19 protein-coding genes and 1 pseudogene are annotated in these 14,735 nt (G+C 62.2%); 9 read left to right on the top strand and 11 right to left on the bottom strand.

Going from position 1 to position 14,735, the window contains the following annotated elements:
* Positions 1–39: 39 nt before the first annotated feature.
* Together G0P99_RS08720 and ychF are read right to left on the bottom strand one after the other, a co-directional pair.
* Positions 40–1,206: an amidohydrolase family protein gene (locus G0P99_RS08720; protein ID WP_164128988.1), complete on the bottom strand. Its 1,167-nt coding sequence runs from the start codon at positions 1,204–1,206 to the stop codon at positions 40–42.
* 84 nt (positions 1,207–1,290) lie between these two features.
* Positions 1,291–2,388 (bottom strand): redox-regulated ATPase YchF, encoded by a 1,098-nt coding sequence (gene ychF, locus G0P99_RS08725; protein ID WP_164128989.1) that lies wholly within the window; start codon positions 2,386–2,388, stop codon positions 1,291–1,293.
* Positions 2,389–2,576: 188 nt separating this feature from the next.
* On the opposite strand from ychF, the gene G0P99_RS08730 reads away from it, so the two are divergent.
* Both G0P99_RS08730 and trpA read left to right on the top strand, forming a co-directional pair.
* A complete protein-coding gene (locus tag G0P99_RS08730) occupies positions 2,577–3,065 on the top strand; it encodes an acyloxyacyl hydrolase (protein ID WP_164128990.1) in 489 nt (162 codons plus the stop codon).
* Between the two features lie 78 nt (positions 3,066–3,143).
* Positions 3,144–3,935 carry a tryptophan synthase subunit alpha gene (gene trpA / locus G0P99_RS08735; RefSeq protein WP_164128991.1) on the top strand — a complete coding sequence of 264 codons (792 nt, stop codon included), beginning with the start codon at positions 3,144–3,146 and terminating at the stop codon, positions 3,933–3,935.
* 3 nt (positions 3,936–3,938) lie between these two features.
* Here trpA and G0P99_RS08740 read toward each other — a convergent pair whose 3' ends face one another.
* The gene (locus tag G0P99_RS08740) at positions 3,939–4,382 is read right to left on the bottom strand and encodes a MaoC family dehydratase (protein WP_164128992.1); all 444 of its coding nucleotides are present in this window, start codon (positions 4,380–4,382) and stop codon (positions 3,939–3,941) included.
* Positions 4,383–4,490: 108 nt separating this feature from the next.
* Here G0P99_RS08740 and G0P99_RS08745 point away from each other — a divergent pair, with 108 nt between their 5' ends.
* The 5 genes from G0P99_RS08745 (at position 4,491) to G0P99_RS08765 (ending at position 8,857) form a co-directional block, all read left to right on the top strand.
* A complete protein-coding gene (locus G0P99_RS08745; protein ID WP_164128993.1) occupies positions 4,491–5,654 on the top strand; it encodes an alpha-hydroxy acid oxidase in 1,164 nt (387 codons plus the stop codon).
* A 124-nt stretch (positions 5,655–5,778) separates the two neighbouring features.
* The gene (locus G0P99_RS08750) at positions 5,779–6,402 is read left to right on the top strand and encodes a 50S ribosomal protein L25/general stress protein Ctc (protein ID WP_164128994.1); all 624 of its coding nucleotides are present in this window, start codon (positions 5,779–5,781) and stop codon (positions 6,400–6,402) included.
* A gap of 138 nt (positions 6,403–6,540) precedes the next feature.
* The gene (gene pth / locus G0P99_RS08755; protein ID WP_164128995.1) at positions 6,541–7,230 is read left to right on the top strand and encodes an aminoacyl-tRNA hydrolase; all 690 of its coding nucleotides are present in this window, start codon (positions 6,541–6,543) and stop codon (positions 7,228–7,230) included.
* Between the two features lie 76 nt (positions 7,231–7,306).
* Complete coding sequence (locus G0P99_RS08760; protein WP_164128996.1) at positions 7,307–8,470, top strand: serine hydrolase; 1,164 nt, start codon at positions 7,307–7,309, stop codon at positions 8,468–8,470.
* 9 nt (positions 8,471–8,479) lie between these two features.
* Entirely contained in the window at positions 8,480–8,857 is a 378-nt protein-coding gene (locus tag G0P99_RS08765; protein WP_164128997.1) for a DUF2237 family protein, read from the top strand.
* Here the strand turns inward: G0P99_RS08765 and G0P99_RS08770 are convergent.
* The 8 genes from G0P99_RS08770 to ihfB all read right to left on the bottom strand — a co-directional run bounded on the left by G0P99_RS08770 (position 8,836) and on the right by ihfB (position 13,665).
* Positions 8,836–9,363, bottom strand: a complete 528-nt coding sequence (locus G0P99_RS08770) for a helix-turn-helix transcriptional regulator (RefSeq protein ID WP_164128998.1) — start codon at positions 9,361–9,363, stop codon at positions 8,836–8,838. The two genes, G0P99_RS08765 and G0P99_RS08770, sit on opposite strands and share 22 nt — an antisense overlap.
* A gap of 36 nt (positions 9,364–9,399) precedes the next feature.
* The gene (locus G0P99_RS08775) at positions 9,400–9,855 is read right to left on the bottom strand and encodes a hypothetical protein (protein ID WP_203583025.1); all 456 of its coding nucleotides are present in this window, start codon (positions 9,853–9,855) and stop codon (positions 9,400–9,402) included.
* Positions 9,856–9,880: 25 nt separating this feature from the next.
* Positions 9,881–10,258, bottom strand: a complete 378-nt coding sequence (locus G0P99_RS08780; protein ID WP_164128999.1) for a hypothetical protein — start codon at positions 10,256–10,258, stop codon at positions 9,881–9,883.
* A gap of 455 nt (positions 10,259–10,713) precedes the next feature.
* The gene (gene trpB, locus G0P99_RS08785; RefSeq protein WP_164129000.1) at positions 10,714–11,964 is read right to left on the bottom strand and encodes a tryptophan synthase subunit beta; all 1,251 of its coding nucleotides are present in this window, start codon (positions 11,962–11,964) and stop codon (positions 10,714–10,716) included.
* 105 nt (positions 11,965–12,069) lie between these two features.
* On the bottom strand, positions 12,070–12,318 hold the full coding sequence (locus tag G0P99_RS08790) for a hypothetical protein (protein ID WP_370462735.1): 249 nt from the start codon (positions 12,316–12,318) through the stop codon (positions 12,070–12,072).
* A 47-nt stretch (positions 12,319–12,365) separates the two neighbouring features.
* A complete protein-coding gene (locus tag G0P99_RS08795) occupies positions 12,366–13,016 on the bottom strand; it encodes a phosphoribosylanthranilate isomerase (RefSeq protein WP_164129002.1) in 651 nt (216 codons plus the stop codon).
* Between the two features lie 6 nt (positions 13,017–13,022).
* A complete protein-coding gene (locus G0P99_RS08800; RefSeq protein ID WP_203583050.1) occupies positions 13,023–13,373 on the bottom strand; it encodes a lipopolysaccharide assembly protein LapA domain-containing protein in 351 nt (116 codons plus the stop codon).
* Positions 13,374–13,380: 7 nt separating this feature from the next.
* Complete coding sequence (gene ihfB / locus G0P99_RS08805; RefSeq protein WP_011046553.1) at positions 13,381–13,665, bottom strand: integration host factor subunit beta; 285 nt, start codon at positions 13,663–13,665, stop codon at positions 13,381–13,383.
* 399 nt (positions 13,666–14,064) lie between these two features.
* On the opposite strand from ihfB, the pseudogene G0P99_RS25035 reads away from it, so the two are divergent.
* Both G0P99_RS25035 and G0P99_RS25040 read left to right on the top strand, forming a co-directional pair.
* A pseudogene (locus G0P99_RS25035) lies at positions 14,065–14,388 on the top strand (glutaminase); the annotation flags it as partial.
* Between the two features lie 115 nt (positions 14,389–14,503).
* A complete protein-coding gene (locus G0P99_RS25040) occupies positions 14,504–14,674 on the top strand; it encodes a glutaminase (RefSeq protein ID WP_370462736.1) in 171 nt (56 codons plus the stop codon).
* Positions 14,675–14,735: the final 61 nt, after the last annotated feature.

Consider the following 14,735-nt stretch of genomic DNA (forward strand, 5'->3'; position numbering starts at 1 on the left):
TGCCCTTTCCCTGCCGGTGACGTCAGGGCAGGTTCTGCCCTAGCTGACGATCCGGGGCAAGCGGGTTGCGGGCGGCGTGTTGCGGCTGCGTTCACTGCGCACCACCCCGTCGATCACAGTCATGCCGACGCCGGGCAGGTTACCCAACTGCACCGATTCAAGAATGGTCTTGCCCGGCGCATGCTGCGCCTGATCCATCAGCACGAAATCGGCGGCATAGCCCCGTTCCAGCAGGCCGGTATCCAGCTCGCGCTGACGGGCGGTGTTGCCGTTGGCAAAGCAGAACGCGATCTCGGCCGGGACATTGCCCAGCGCCGACAGCATCGCCACCATCCGCAGGATGCCCAGCGGCTGCACGCCCGAGCCCGCAGGCCCATCGGTGCCCAGAATGATCCGGTCCATCTGCTTCAACTCGCGCGCGGTGTTCAGCGTCAAAAGCGCCGCGCGCTCGTTGCCGTTATGCACGATCTCAAGCCCGGCGGTGCAGCTTTCGCACAGGCACATGATCTGATCGTCCGGCAACGCCGAATGGCCGCCGTTGATATGGCCGATCACGTCAGTACCGGTTTCCAACACCATGTCGGCGTCTATCAGGCCCGATCCCGGGATCGAGGGGCCACCGGTATGAATGGTGGATTGGATGCCGTACTTACGCGCCCAATCGACCATCTGGCGGGCGGTCTTGCCGTCCTTGACTGTGCCCAATCCGACCTCGCCCAGCAGCTTGACCCCGGCATCGGCCAGTTCCTTGAAATCCTGCTCGACCATGCCGTGCTCGATCACCGGCGCGCCGGCCATCACCTTGACGCCGGAAGGGCGGAAGTTCTCGTACCAGCGCTGTGCCGCGATCGCCATCGCCTTGAGACCGACGATATCCTTGGGCCGCCCCGGCATATGCACCTCGCCCGCCGAAATCAGCGTGGTCACGCCGCCATGCAGGGTGCTGTCGATCCAGTGCAGCTGTTGCTGTCGCGGGGTATAGTCGCCCACCACCGGGTGGACATGGCTGTCGATCAGGCCGGGTGCCAGGGTGACGCCATTGGCGTCGATCAGCGTGTCGGCGCCTTCGGTGTCGAGATCACCCTCGTACCCCCAGTCAGATATCCGCCCGTCGATGGCAATGACGCAATCGCCGTCATAGATGGGCTCTTCCATCTTACCCGAGAGCAAAAGGCCAATATTGGTGATCACAAGCTTGCCCGACATGGCGCCCTCCGCGAAACTAGAAACTCGTTAGCACGCTAACATAGTCGCGGATTCGGTCAAGCGCCGGTTGGGCGGCCTCAAGGATCAGGTGTTGAACAGGAAGTGCAGAACATCGCCATCCTTGACGATGTAGCTTTTGCCTTCGGACCGCATCTTGCCAGCCTCTTTAGCGCCCTGCTCGCCGTTACAAGCGATATAGTCGTCGTAGGCGATGGTTTCGGCGCGGATGAAGCCCTTTTCGAAATCACCATGGATCACCCCCGCGGCCTGCGGCGCGGCGGTACCTTGGCGGATGGTCCAGGCGCGCGCCTCTTTCGGGCCGACGGTGAAATAGGTTTCCAGATGCAAAAGCGCGTAACCCGCCTTGATCAGCCGGTCGAGCCCGGCCTCTTCCAACCCCATCTCTTCCAGGAACATGGCGGCCTCGTCATCTTCGAGCTGGCTGATCTCTTCCTCGATCTGGGCCGAGATGATCACGTGGCTGTTGCCCTGCGCGGCGGCCATTTCAGCGACGCGGGCGGAATGGGCGTTGCCCTCGGCGGCCTCGGCCTCGCCCACGTTGCAGACATAGAGCACCGGCTTGGTGGTCAGGAGTTGCAGCATCTTCCACGCCTTTGCGTCTTCGTCGCTGACCTCGACCACGCGGGCGGGCTTGCCCTCTTCCAACGCGGTTTGCGCCATGGCCAGCAGCCGGTCCTGCTGTTGCGCGTCCTTGTCATTGCCCTTGAGCTTGCGCACCAGATTGGCGCGACGCTTCTCGATGCTTTCCAGATCGGCGAGCATCAACTCCGTCTCGATGGTTTCGGCATCGGCCACCGGGTCGACGCGGCCCTCGACATGGGTCACATCGCCATCCTCGAAACAGCGCAACACATGGGCGATGGCGTCGACCTCGCGGATGTTGGCCAGGAACTGGTTGCCCAGCCCCTCGCCCTTGGAGGCGCCTTTGACCAGACCGGCGATGTCCACAAAGGTCATGCGGGTCGGGATGATCTGTTTCGACTTGGCAATCGCGGCCAGCTTGTCCAGCCGGGCATCGGGCACGCCCACCTCGCCCACATTGGGCTCGATGGTGCAGAAGGGAAAGTTTGCCGCCTGCGCCGCCGCGGTGCGGGTCAATGCGTTGAACAGGGTCGATTTGCCCACATTCGGCAGACCCACGATACCCATTTTGAAACCCATGACCGTCTCCTGATGCCATCCGACGGGGCCTTCTAGGCGGGAGCGGGCAAATGCGCAAGCCATGTGACCAAACCACGCGGCGGCGCGCTCACGAAACGTCGAGCAATCGTGAAACCTGGATGCCTTGCGGGTTTACAGGTCGGTACACCATTTGAGGGCGGAAGCAACATTCCTGACCGAAGGCCGCCATGAAATTCTTCGCTTACATCGCTCTGCTGGCAACCTGCTGTGCCGCTCCGCTCCATGCGCAATCCCTGATCCTTGGGTCGGGATACGCCGATTTCCAATATGAACGCTCCGAAGATCAGGCCGTCTTGTCACTGGAGTACCAGCATACGCCGTTCTGGGAACGCGGCAGGTTGAGCGCCCGGCTGGCGGCGGCGGCCACGCTGCACAGCAACGGCGATTTTCACCTGGGCGCCGGGGTTGCAAGCGAATATGCGTTTGACCGCAACTGGTTCATCGAAGCCAGCGTTCTGCCCGGCGTCTATTTTGAAGGCGAGGACAGCAACACGCTGGGCAGCCGGTTCGAGGTCCGAAGCCTGCTGGGCGTGGGCTATCGGTTCGACAATGGTGATGCCGTGTCGCTGGCGATCACGCACAAGTCGAACGCCTCGGTGTCCGAGTTCAACCCCGGCGTCAACACGGTCCTGCTACGGTTTCACCGCTCTTTCTGATCCGTCTCGCGGGTGTGGGATTGATTTTCCGCGCGGTTTTCTGCACATCGGGCCGATAGCAGAACGCAAGGACGCCCGATGACCCGTATCGACGCCAAATTCGCCGAGTTGAATGCCCAAGGCAAGAAAGCCTTTGTCTCTTATGTGATGGCGGGGGATCCGGATTTCGACACTTCTCTGGAGTTGGTTAAAGGCCTGCCCGGCGCGGGTGTCGATGTCATCGAGCTGGGCCTGCCCTTTACCGACCCGATGGCAGACGGGCCGACCATCCAGCTGGCCGGTCAGCGGGCGCTTGACGGTGGCATGACCTTGCAGCGGACGCTGGATCTGGCGACCGAGTTCCGCAAGACCGATGGCATCACCCCCATCGTGATGATGGGCTATTACAACCCGATCTACAGCCGCGGCGTCGGCCGGTTCCTGGCAGATGCCAAGGCCGCCGGGATCGACGGGCTGATCGTGGTGGACCTGCCGCCCGAGGAAGACGCCGAGTTGTGTCTGCCCGCACAGGCGGCCGGGCTGAACTTTATCCGTCTGGCGACACCGACGACCGACGACAAGCGCCTGCCGCGCGTGCTGCAAAACACCTCGGGCTTTGTCTATTACGTGTCGATCACCGGGATCACCGGGTCGGCCGAGGCGCAGGCGACCGATGTCGGCCCCGAAGTAGCCCGGATCAAGGCTGCGACCGATCTGCCGGTGATCGTGGGGTTCGGCATCAACACGCCCGAGAAATCGCGCGCCATCGCCAGCGTCGCGGATGGCGCCGTTGTCGGCTCGGCCATCGTGGCCCAGATCGGCGCGGGCAAGCCGGTGGCCGAGGTTCTGGCCTTTGTCAAAACCCTGTCGGACGGCGCGCACAGCGCCTGACCGTCAGGGCCGACGCCGTAGGATGTTGACGCCCGAGTATTCGGCGACCTTCTGGCCATCCTGATTGTAGATCTCGCTGAGCACCGTGATCCGGCCCCGGTCGGGTCGCGATCGCGACGCCATGCTTTCGGTAACCGTCGCCACGACGCGCAGCATGTCGCCCGGGCGCACGGGCACCACCCACTTTACATCGGTCATACCCGGCGAACCCATCGAGGCCTCTGCCCAGAGGCCAGAGGCATACCAGCGCTCGAACGCGGTGACGAGCGTGTGCCAGCCGCTGGCGATGATGCCACCGAAGGGTCCGTCTTTGGCCGCCTCGGGGTCGATATGGAACGGCTGTGGGTCCCATTTGCGCGCGAAATCCATGATCTCTTCGCCGGTCATCTCCCAAGGCTCCGATTCGTAGCGGAAGCCAACGGGAAAATCCTCCCAATACTTTGTCATGCCACTTGCCCAAGCTTGATCGTCGGGGGCACAGTGTCGCGGTCGGGGCGGATTGCCAAGCGATGAAATGATTGGTAAATAAAACTAACCAATTTCGAGGGACTGCACATGGCCGTCATTACCAATATCGAAGACCTCAAGCGGATATACGAACGCCGCGTGCCGCGCATGTTCTACGACTATGCCGAGAGCGGCAGCTGGACCGAGCAGACCTTTCGCGAGAACTCTTCTGACTTCAACCTGATACGCCTGCGCCAGCGGGTGGCGGTGGACATGTCGGGCCGCTCGACCGCCAGCCAGATGGTAGGACAGGATGTGGCGATGCCGGTGGCGCTGGCGCCCGTGGGGCTGACGGGCATGCAGCATGCGGATGGTGAGATCAAGGCCGCCCGCGCCGCCAATGAATTCGGCGTGCCCTTTACGCTCTCGACCATGTCGATCAACTCGATCGAGGAAGTGGCCGAGGCCACCGGCCGCCCGTTCTGGTTCCAGCTCTACACCATGCGCGACACCGATTATACCAGCCGCCTGATTCAGCGCGCCAAGGCCGCCAAGTGTTCGGCGCTGGTGATCACGCTTGACCTGCAAATCCTGGGTCAGCGCCACAAGGACCTGAAGAACGGCCTGTCCGCTCCGCCGAAACTGACACCCAAGACCATCGCCAACCTGATGACGAAATGGGCCTGGGGGATCGAGATGCTGGGCGCCAAGCGGCGCAACTTCGGCAATATCGTGGGCCATGTGCAGGGTGTGTCCGACACCGCCAACCTGGGTGCCTGGACCGCCGAGCAGTTCGACCCGACGCTCGACTGGGGCAAGGTCGCCAAACTTATGGAGCAATGGGACGGCAAGGTGATCCTGAAAGGCATCCTGGATGCCGAGGATGCGAAGATGGCCGCCAAACTGGGCGCCGACGCCATCGTTGTCTCGAACCATGGTGGTCGTCAGCTTGACGGTGCGCTGAGCTCGATCCGGGTCCTGCCCGAGATCATGGACGCCGTGGGCGGCGATATCGAGGTGCATCTGGACAGCGGTATCCGCTCGGGCCAGGACGTGCTCAAGGCGCTGGCGCTGGGGGCCAAGGGGACCATGGTCGGCCGCGCCTTTGTCTATGGTCTGGGTGCCATGGGGCAAAAGGGCGTGACCACCGCGCTGGAGGTGATCCGCAAGGAACTGGACACCACCATGGCGCTGTGCGGCGAAAAGAATGTCGCCAATCTGGGCCGCCACAACCTGCTGGTACCCGAGGATTTCGGCGGTCGCTGGGCCTGATCCGATAATCAGGGGGAAATCGGGCAAATCCCCCTTTCCTTTGCAGCAGATCCGCTGTAAGAGCGCGGCTTCACGCGGGGCTACAGCCTTGGAGGAGCCCCGCCCTAACATTGGAGATACCAACATGGCTGGAGAGATTCCTGATCTCGTAGCTCTGGAACGGACGGGGACAGGCAAGGGCGCCGCTCGTCAGGCACGCCGCGACGGCATGGTTCCGGGGATCGTTTACGGTGGCGACAACGAGCCGCTGCCGATCAACGTCCCGTTCAACCGACTGCTCAAGATGCTGAAGGCGGGCCGGTTCAAATCGACGCTCTTCAACCTCAAGGTCGAAGGCCACGAAGACGTGCGCGTGATCTGCCGCAACGTGCAGCGCGATGTCGTCAAGGACCTGCCGACTCACCTGGACCTGATGCGCCTGCGCCGCACCAGCCGGATCAACCTGTTCATCCACGTTGATTTCGTCAACCACGCAGCAGCCCCCGGCATCAAGCGCGGCGGCGTTCTGACCGTGGTTCGTCCCGAGGTTGAACTGGAAGTCACCGCAGGCGAGATTCCGGAAAAGATCACCGTGGACCTGACCGGCCTGAACATCGGCGACGTGGTCACCATCTCGATGGTCGACCTGCCGGAAGGCGTGAAGCCGACGATCGACCGCGACTTCGTGATCGCCAACATCTCGGCCCCGTCGGGTCTGGCGGCCGCGTCGAATGACGCCGAAGACGAAGACGGCGAAGCCGAAGAGTAATCTTCGCATTCGTCGAAAAATCAGGGGCGGGGCACATGTGGCCCCGCCTTTCTCATTGTCCACGCCCCGGCAACATCTGGCCTTTTCGACCGGCAGGCGGCAAGAAGGACCGGCAACAGGCAAAGCAAGAGGCCCGACATGCGACTGTTCGTCGGACTGGGAAATCCGGGCGCAAAATATGCCCGCAACCGGCACAACATCGGCTTTATGGCCGTGGACCGGATTGCAGAGGACCATGGGTTCGCCCCCTGGAAAACAAAGTTCCAGGGGCAGATTTCCGAAGGTCGCCTGGGCACCGAGAAGGTTCTGCTTCTGAAGCCCGAGACATTCATGAACCGCTCCGGGCAGTCGGTGGGCGAGGCGATGCGGTTCTACAAGCTCGACAGCACCGATGTGACCGTGCTGCATGACGAACTGGACCTCGCACCGGGAAAGGTGCGGGTCAAGGCGGGCGGAGGTCATGCGGGCCACAACGGGCTGCGGTCGATCCACGACCATATCGGCGCGGCGTATGACCGTGTCAGGCTGGGTATCGGCCATCCCGGGCGCAAGGAAGCCGTCGCGGGCTACGTCCTGCACGATTTCGCCCGTGCCGACGAGGACTGGCTTGAAAACGTCCTGCGCGGCATTTCGGACGGGGCCGCCGCCCTTGCCGCCGGTGACGGCGCCCGGTTCATGAACGCCGTCGCCCTGCGCACCGCACCGCCCAGGTCCTCGACCGGGACAGCTCCGAGGCCAGAGGAGAACCCGGCCAAGGTGAAAGAGCCACAGCCAGCCCCCGAGGACAATCGCAGCCCGCTTCAGAAACTGGTCGACCGGTTCAAGTGACGGCTGCCGCCACGTAGGTGTTGCCGTATGGCGACGGCGTCGCCACTCTGTGCTGCAAAACGCGCGGGAGAAAACGATGAGAACATTCGGCAAATGGTTGGGGCGCATTCTGCTTGCACTGGTACTGGCGGCTGCCGTCGTCGGTTTCTGGAAGCGCGAAGAGATCACCCGGCTTCTGGCGGTGAACTCGCTGTTCTCCGCCGAAAAGATTGTCGATAACTTCTCGCACATGGACGCCGCGTTTCTGACCGCATCCGTACCGCGCGGACCGCTGCCAACCTCTGATCTGCCTTTCGGGGAACCCTTTGAACTGCCGTCAGGCGGAGCGGACTGGATTGAGGATCGCGCAGTGACCTCGCTGCTGATCCTCAAGGACGGCCAGATCCGCTATGAGGAGTATTTTCTGGGCACCGGGCCGGACGATCGCCGGATCTCCTGGTCGATTGCCAAGAGTTACATTTCGGCCCTGTTCGGTGTGCTGCTGGACGAGGGCGCCATCGCCTCGATCGACGATCCGGTTGTGAAATATGCCCCCCAGCTCAAGGGCAGCGCCTATGAGCCCGCCAGCATCCGCAACGTGCTGAACATGGCCAGCGGCGTCACCTTTGACGAGGATTATTTCGACAAGAATTCCGACATCAACCGGATGGGCCGGGTGGTGGCCTTGGGCAGCACGCTGGACGATTTCGCTGCCAGCTTTACCGAAAGTTTCGCCGCCCCGGGCGAGACCTGGCAATATGTCTCGATCGACACCCATGTGATCGGCATGGTGATCCGGGGCGCGACCGGGCGCAGCGTGACCGACCTGCTGGCGGAAAAGATCATCGCGCCGCTGGGGCTGGAACGCGACGGCTATTACATCACCGACGGTGCTGGCGTGGCGTTTGTGCTGGGCGGGCTCAATTTTACCACCCGTGACTATGCCCGGTTCGGCCAGATGATCATTCAGAACGGCGCTTATGGCGGCAAGCAGGTGGTGCCGGCGGATTGGCTCACCGCCTCGACCACCGCCAGCGCCCCGACGGCACCGGGCAAGATCGGCTATGGCTATCAATGGTGGATCCCGGTGGGTGCCGGTTCGGGCGAATTCCTGGCGCGCGGCGTTTATGGTCAATACATCTATTTCGACCAGCCGCGCGGGGTTGTGATCGTCACCACCGGTGCTGATCGCAGCTTTCGCGGCAAGGGCGTGAACGAGGCCAACATAGAAATGTTCCGCAAGATCGCGGAAAACCTCTAGGATCGGATCATGATACCCGACCCGAGTCTCAATGTTCTGGGCGGGGCGCTGGCGTCCTGCTCGACCGACCCTGTCACTGGATTCTTCCGTGACGGGTATTGCAACACCTGTACGCAGGATCAGGGCAGCCATACCGTCTGCGCGGTGATGACGGCCGAGTTCCTGGCCTATTCCAAATATGTGGGCAACGACCTGAGCACACCCCGGCCCGAGTTCGGCTTTGCCGGGCTGAAACCCGGCGATCGCTGGTGCCTGTGCGCGGCTCGTTTCATGCAGGCCGCAGACGAGGGCTGCGGCCCGCAGGTGCATCTGGAAGCGACCCACAGGCGCGCGCTGGAGGTGGTCCCGTTGGAGGTGCTTGAGCGTCACGCGGTGCGGCGCGACTGATCCTTGTCCTTCTGCTCCGGCATCAGGTCACCGGCCATCAGATCCTCGATAAACAGGCCCAGCAGTTGGGGCCGCCCCGACACGCCCGCCTTGCGATAGATCGCGTTGGTCTGCGCCTTGACCGTCCCTTCGGACGTATTGCGCAAAGCCGCGATTTCCTGAAGGCTGCACCCTTTTATTGCAAAGAGCGCCACATCCCGTTCGGCCGCCGTCAGGCCCCAGTCGTCGAACCTTTCGTCCAGCAACTCCATGAAAGCACCGGATGCCGCGCGCAGCTTTGCCTCGGCCCGGCGCGCCCGGCGCCAGGTCCGGCTGAGCGCCAGCCAGCCCAGGACTACTCCTAGAAGCAGGCCAACCGCCGCCCCTATTTCCAGCAACTCTCGGGTCTGCCAACTGATCGGGGTGGTACGCAGCCCGACCACCGTCAGCAGGATATCGGACACGAAGAAGATGGCACAGACCGTCTGGACGAGAGCAATCGCCAACAGGACCCCAGCGCCCTTCATGGGCTTTCCATCCTGCCTTCGAAAGCGTTTACCCGGTCAATCATCGCCGTCACTGCCCGAGCCGCTGTTGCCGTCATCACCACCGTGACCGCTGTTCCCGCCGTCGTCGCCTCCATCCTCGCCATCAGAGCCCGACCCGGAACTCGAATCCTCGCCGCCTCGGCCACGGCCACGCCCCCGACCCTGGCCCCCGTCATCCTCTGTCTCGGTCTCAGTCTCCGTCTCGGTTTCCGACGACCGGTCGAGCAAACCGCCACCAGTGGAGGATTTGCCACTCTGCCAGTAATCCCGCAAAATCTCGCCGGTGCGCGGATTGACGATGATCTCTCGTTGCTCGCCCGGCCGCCGCGCGACGATGCGCGCGCGTCCAAGTAGCGTCCGGGTGACCTCGATCGACCTGTAGCCCTGCGCCCTGAGCTGCCGGGTGATGGCATCCGTCGCCGATTGCGCCCAGGCCGCACCGGCCCCGAGAGACAACGCGAAAACCGACATGATAAAGCTTCTGCGGTGCATTTGCTTACCCGATCAACAAGGCTCCTGCCCGGGTCAGGGCAGGAGATGCGGCCAGTTTGCCGCTTCCAGGGGTCATGGCAACCCCCGGTCTGTCAATCATCGTCGCCAGGGCCGTCATCGCCATGCCCACCATGATCATCGCCCGCGTCATGGTCCGGGCCGTCATCAGCGCCACGCCCGCGCCCGCCATGGTCATCGCCCACATCGTGGTCGGGGCCGTCATCGGCACCGCGTCCGCGCCCGCCATGGTCATCGCCCGCATCGTGATCCGGACCATCGTCCGCTCCGCCTCCACCATGGTCGTCGCCGACATCGTGCCCCGGACCATCATCCGCACCACGTCCACGACCCCGGCCGCGCCCGTCGTCCTCACGACTTGCAAGCGCAAAGCTCCCGACCGCAGTTTCCGCAGCCGCGGCGGTCAGGCCAGTTTGGTTAGGTGCAATCATGTCGGTCTGCACCACACTTGCCTCGGCCAGGCCAACCAGCCCGCCGACAAGGATTGCTCCGGCCGTAATCGCAACCCTGGATGTCATCGTCTTTCGCATTTCATACCTCCGTCACCAATGCATGCCGTTGGAAACCAAGCGGCAGGGATCAGGCTGCACGGCTGGCGCGATGGGGGAATGGGTCTGCGGTTTAGGGCGGCGGCAACAAGATGAACGGCAGAAAATAAACAAATGTTTATTATTTTTATCAATATGTTAGGAGGAAATCCCCCTTAGATCGCCCGCCCCTGAACAAGAAAACAGCGGCCCCGTGAGCCGCTGTCTTTTGCTTTTGGTTTATCCCGACTGGGTCGAGAACGTTCGGCCGGAGCCATCCGGAACGGGCGACTCAGTCGTCCGCGTCGCGCCCTTCGGTGTCGGACATGTCAAAGCCCAGGAACTTCGCCACGGTAAAGATGTCTTTGTCGCCCCGGCCACACATGTTCATGATGATGATGTGATCCTTGGGCAATTCCGGTGCGATCTTCATCACGTGGGCCAATGCGTGGCTGGGTTCCAGCGCTGGGATGATCCCCTCGGTCGCGCAGCAAAGCTGGAACGCCTCCAGCGCCTCCTTGTCGGTGATCGATACATATTTGGCGCGCCCGACCTCATGCAACCAGGAGTGTTCCGGGCCGATGCCCGGATAGTCGAGCCCCGCAGAGATCGAATACCCTTCGAGGATTTGGCCATCATCGTCCTGAAGCAGATAGGTCCGGTTGCCATGCAGCACGCCCGGGCGCCCACCGGTCAGCGAGGCGCAATGCTCCATCTTCTCGTTGACGCCCTTGCCGCCGGCCTCGACCCCGATGATGTTGACCGATTTGTCGTCAAGGAAGGGGTAGAACAGACCCATGGCGTTCGATCCACCACCGATGGCGGCGATGATGGTGTCGGGCAGACGGCCTTCGGCCTTCATCATCTGTTCCTTGGCTTCCTTGCCGATGATCGACTGGAAATCACGCACCATCGCCGGATAGGGGTGCGGGCCCGCTACGGTGCCAATGCAATAGAAAGTGTCACGCACATTGGTCACCCAGTCGCGCAACGCGTCATTCATCGCGTCCTTGAGCGTGCCCCGGCCCGAGGTGACCGGGATCACCTCGGCACCGAGCAGACGCATGCGGAACACGTTTGGCGCCTGGCGGCGCACGTCATGGGCACCCATGTAGACCACACATTTCAGGCCGAACTTGGCGCAGACCGTCGCGGTCGCCACACCATGCTGTCCAGCACCGGTTTCGGCGATGATCCTAGTCTTGCCCATGCGGCGCGCCAGGATGATCTGGCCCAGCACGTTGTTGATCTTGTGTGCGCCGGTATGGTTCAGCTCGTCGCGTTTCATATAGACCTTGGCGCCGCCCAGATGCTCGGTCAGTCGCTCGGCGAAATACAGCGGCGAGGGGCGCCCCACGTAATTGGCCCAAAGATCGTCCATCTCCGCCCAGAAACTCGGGTCGGTCTTGGCCTTCTCATATTCCTCTTCCAGCGACAGGATCAGCGGCATCAGCGTTTCGCTGACGAAGCGCCCCCCGAAGATCCCGAACCGGCCCTGTTCGTCAGGCCCGGACATGAAGGAATTGAAAAGGTCGTTGGCCATGGCGTGCTCCCTTGTATCGCGGTTCAGCACTAGCTGGACATCGCGCAAAGGTAAAGCGGTCAGACTTTCGCGAAAGTCTGATAACAAATCCTGAACAGGATTTGTTTACAAACTTTCATCGGAAGTTTGTTCCGGCGCGGTGATCAGACGAACTGGCTCAGCATTGCAGAATACGATCACCTGCCCGGCATTCTCGACCGCGGTAAAGCCGCGGCGCCGGATCTCGGCCAGAAACGCGTCGCGCCCGACCCACCGTTCCATATCGCGCACTTTGCGGCGCACCACGCTGCCGGCGCGGGCCGATTTGGCAGTGAACAGATGGTCGAACCATTGTTCCGGGGTCTGGGGTGGCAAGGCGCAATTCATACCGCCACCCTGCCAGAATCTCGGTAAAGAAACGGTTACCCTGCTTTCACAGCCGCAAGAAACGCCTGGATCAACCCAGAATCCTTGATCCCCGGTGCTGTCTCGACGCCGGAAGAGACGTCAACCTGTCGCGCCCCGGTCAGACGTATCGCCTCCGCAATATTCTCCGGCGTCAAGCCTCCGGCCAGCATCCACGGCTTGCGCCAGTATTTCCGCCCCGCCAGCAAGCGCCAGTCAAAGGCCAGCCCGTTCCCGCCGGGCAACTCCGCCCCTCGGGGCGGTTTGGCGTCGATCAGCAACTGATCGGCAACATCGGAATAGAGGTCAATCTGCGCCAGGTCCGACGCCTCGGCAATTCCGATGGCTTTCATCACCGGCAGACCGTAACGCGTCTTGATTTCCGTCACCCTGCCGGGTGTCTCCTTGCCGTGCAGCTGCAACATGTCCAGCGGCACCGTATCGACGATGGCGTCCAGTTCCGCGTCCGAGGCGTTCACTGTCAGCGCCACCTTAGCCACGCCGCCAGGAACGCCGACCGCCAGGTCGGCCGCCTGGCGAAGATCCAGATGCCTCGGCGATTTGGAAAAAAACACAAATCCCACATAGCGCGCCCCGGCCTCCACCGCCGCGTCGACATGGGCGGGGTCGGACAACCCGCAGATCTTGACCGAGATGTCAGAAGGCATCCGTCGTCAGGCTACGTCATCAAGAAGCGCCAGAACGTCGTCCTTGTCGCCGCTCTGCTTCTGTTTCAGCGACTTCACCTCGCGCTCAAGCTTGCGCACTTCGCGATGTTTGACATCCGCCGTGCGCCGGTGCTTGTGCTCTCGCAGCCATTCCCACACAAACCCGATGACAACACCGGCCGCGATGCCGCCGAGCACCACCAGAAACAGCGGCAAGGTCAGTGCGAAGTTGAAGCCAAGCAAGTGGGCCAGATCCTCGGGCAACAGTTGCAAAGTTACCATCTGGCGATTGGCCAGCGACACAGAAACCAGGATTACTCCCAGCGTTCCGAGAAAGGCGTAGCGAATGTAGCGCATCATGAGTTCAGGCTTTTCCGTTCAGACGATCCCTGAGCAGCTTGCCGGTCTTGAAGAACGGCACGTGCTTTTCCTCTACATGGACTGTATCGCCGGTTCTGGGATTGCGACCAATGCGCGCGTCCCGCTTCTTGACCGAAAATGCGCCGAACCCGCGCAGCTCCACCCGGTCGCCGCGCGCCATCGCGTCGGTGACCTCCTCAAAAACGGTATTCACGATCCGCTCGACATCCCGCTGATAGAGATGCGGGTTTTCGTCGGCAATCTTCTGGATCAGTTCCGAACGGATCATGCGCCTGGCCCTCCCAACGCCAAAGGTCGTCTCTTTTCTTTTTGGAACTATAGGCAGAAAACCGTTCTGCGGAAACAGGTTACCGATCTCCGCAAAGCCATATTTCGACATTTGGACGAAAATAACCGGCAACAAGCCGGTCAACCACCAGGGCGTTTGGCCCAGAATGCGGAACGACAGCCCGCGTCAGCGTACTTCGGAGACCAATTGCCGCAAGCGCGAGAGCGCTTGATTCGGATCGCCCTGTGCACGCAACAGGGCACCCCGCCCAACCAGACCCGGGCAGGAATTTCCGTTTTACCACCGGAAGAGGACACCGCTATGACCTGTTTTTGAAACCAGCGGGAAACGCTCCTGGAAAAAGGAACTTATCACCCTTCTACGGGTATCGTGGCAAGGATGCGGACCGCTCCCGACAAAGGTCGGGTCACCGATTACATCCCCGAACGCGCCTCGGTCGATCCAGATCGGTTTGGTTTTGTGTTGGCCTTGGCCGAGGGCTGCTGCTCCACCGTCGGGGGCGGGGATACGCCGTTCTTTTTCCAGTCGGTCTCCAAGATCTTTGCGCTCGCGCTGGCGCTTGGCCGGTTGGGTGACGGGCTTTGGCATCGAGTTGGGCAGGAACCATTCGGCCTGCCGTTCTATTCCATCCTACAGTTGGAACACGAAGGTGGGATTCCGCGCAATCCCTTCATCAATGCTGGTGTGCTGGTGGTCAGTGACACCATTCTTGCCCCTCATCAGCCGTGGAAAGTCCTGAGAGAGGTTTTGCGTTTCTGGCGCGTTCCCGGAGCGGACCTGCGGGCACTGCGACGGGGCCGGCGATTTCGCCTATCGCGTGGGTCTTCCCGGTCAGAGCGGTGTTGGCGTCGGTATTCTGGTCATCGCGCCGGGCCGGGTGTCGGTTGCGGTCTGGTCACCGGGGTTGAACCAGCACAGAGACTCTGCCCGCGGCTCCCTGGCCGTGGAACCTCTGGCGCAGGAGACGGGCTGGTTGATCCTTGGATAGGAGGGCGCCAAACGGCCACAGCGAAACGAAAAGCCCCGCAGGATCGCTCCTGCGGGGCTCT

The sequence above is a fragment of the Ruegeria sp. PrR005 genome (genome assembly GCF_010500245.1).
GTDB lineage: Bacteria > Pseudomonadota > Alphaproteobacteria > Rhodobacterales > Rhodobacteraceae > Ruegeria_B > Ruegeria_B marisflavi.

Excerpts from the sequence above, each read along its gene's own strand:
- G0P99_RS08740 (WP_164128992.1), bottom strand. The coding sequence starts at position 4,382 with ATGACAAAGTATTGGGAGGATTTTCCCGTTGGCTTCCGCTACGAATCG.
- trpB (WP_164129000.1), bottom strand. The coding sequence starts at position 11,964 with ATGGCCAACGACCTTTTCAATTCCTTCATGTCCGGGCCTGACGAACAG.
- G0P99_RS08745 (WP_164128993.1), top strand. The coding sequence starts at position 4,491 with ATGGCCGTCATTACCAATATCGAAGACCTCAAGCGGATATACGAACGC.
- G0P99_RS08760 (WP_164128996.1), top strand. The coding sequence starts at position 7,307 with ATGAGAACATTCGGCAAATGGTTGGGGCGCATTCTGCTTGCACTGGTA.
- G0P99_RS08765 (WP_164128997.1), top strand. The coding sequence starts at position 8,480 with ATGATACCCGACCCGAGTCTCAATGTTCTGGGCGGGGCGCTGGCGTCC.
- G0P99_RS08750 (WP_164128994.1), top strand. The coding sequence starts at position 5,779 with ATGGCTGGAGAGATTCCTGATCTCGTAGCTCTGGAACGGACGGGGACA.
- ihfB (WP_011046553.1), bottom strand. The coding sequence starts at position 13,665 with ATGATCCGTTCGGAACTGATCCAGAAGATTGCCGACGAAAACCCGCAT.
- G0P99_RS08775 (WP_203583025.1), bottom strand. The coding sequence starts at position 9,855 with ATGTCGGTTTTCGCGTTGTCTCTCGGGGCCGGTGCGGCCTGGGCGCAA.
- G0P99_RS08770 (WP_164128998.1), bottom strand. The coding sequence starts at position 9,363 with ATGAAGGGCGCTGGGGTCCTGTTGGCGATTGCTCTCGTCCAGACGGTC.
- G0P99_RS08795 (WP_164129002.1), bottom strand. The coding sequence starts at position 13,016 with ATGCCTTCTGACATCTCGGTCAAGATCTGCGGGTTGTCCGACCCCGCC.
- pth (WP_164128995.1), top strand. The coding sequence starts at position 6,541 with ATGCGACTGTTCGTCGGACTGGGAAATCCGGGCGCAAAATATGCCCGC.
- ychF (WP_164128989.1), bottom strand. The coding sequence starts at position 2,388 with ATGGGTTTCAAAATGGGTATCGTGGGTCTGCCGAATGTGGGCAAATCG.
- G0P99_RS08720 (WP_164128988.1), bottom strand. The coding sequence starts at position 1,206 with ATGTCGGGCAAGCTTGTGATCACCAATATTGGCCTTTTGCTCTCGGGT.
- G0P99_RS08800 (WP_203583050.1), bottom strand. The coding sequence starts at position 13,373 with ATGCGCTACATTCGCTACGCCTTTCTCGGAACGCTGGGAGTAATCCTG.
- trpA (WP_164128991.1), top strand. The coding sequence starts at position 3,144 with ATGACCCGTATCGACGCCAAATTCGCCGAGTTGAATGCCCAAGGCAAG.
- G0P99_RS08730 (WP_164128990.1), top strand. The coding sequence starts at position 2,577 with ATGAAATTCTTCGCTTACATCGCTCTGCTGGCAACCTGCTGTGCCGCT.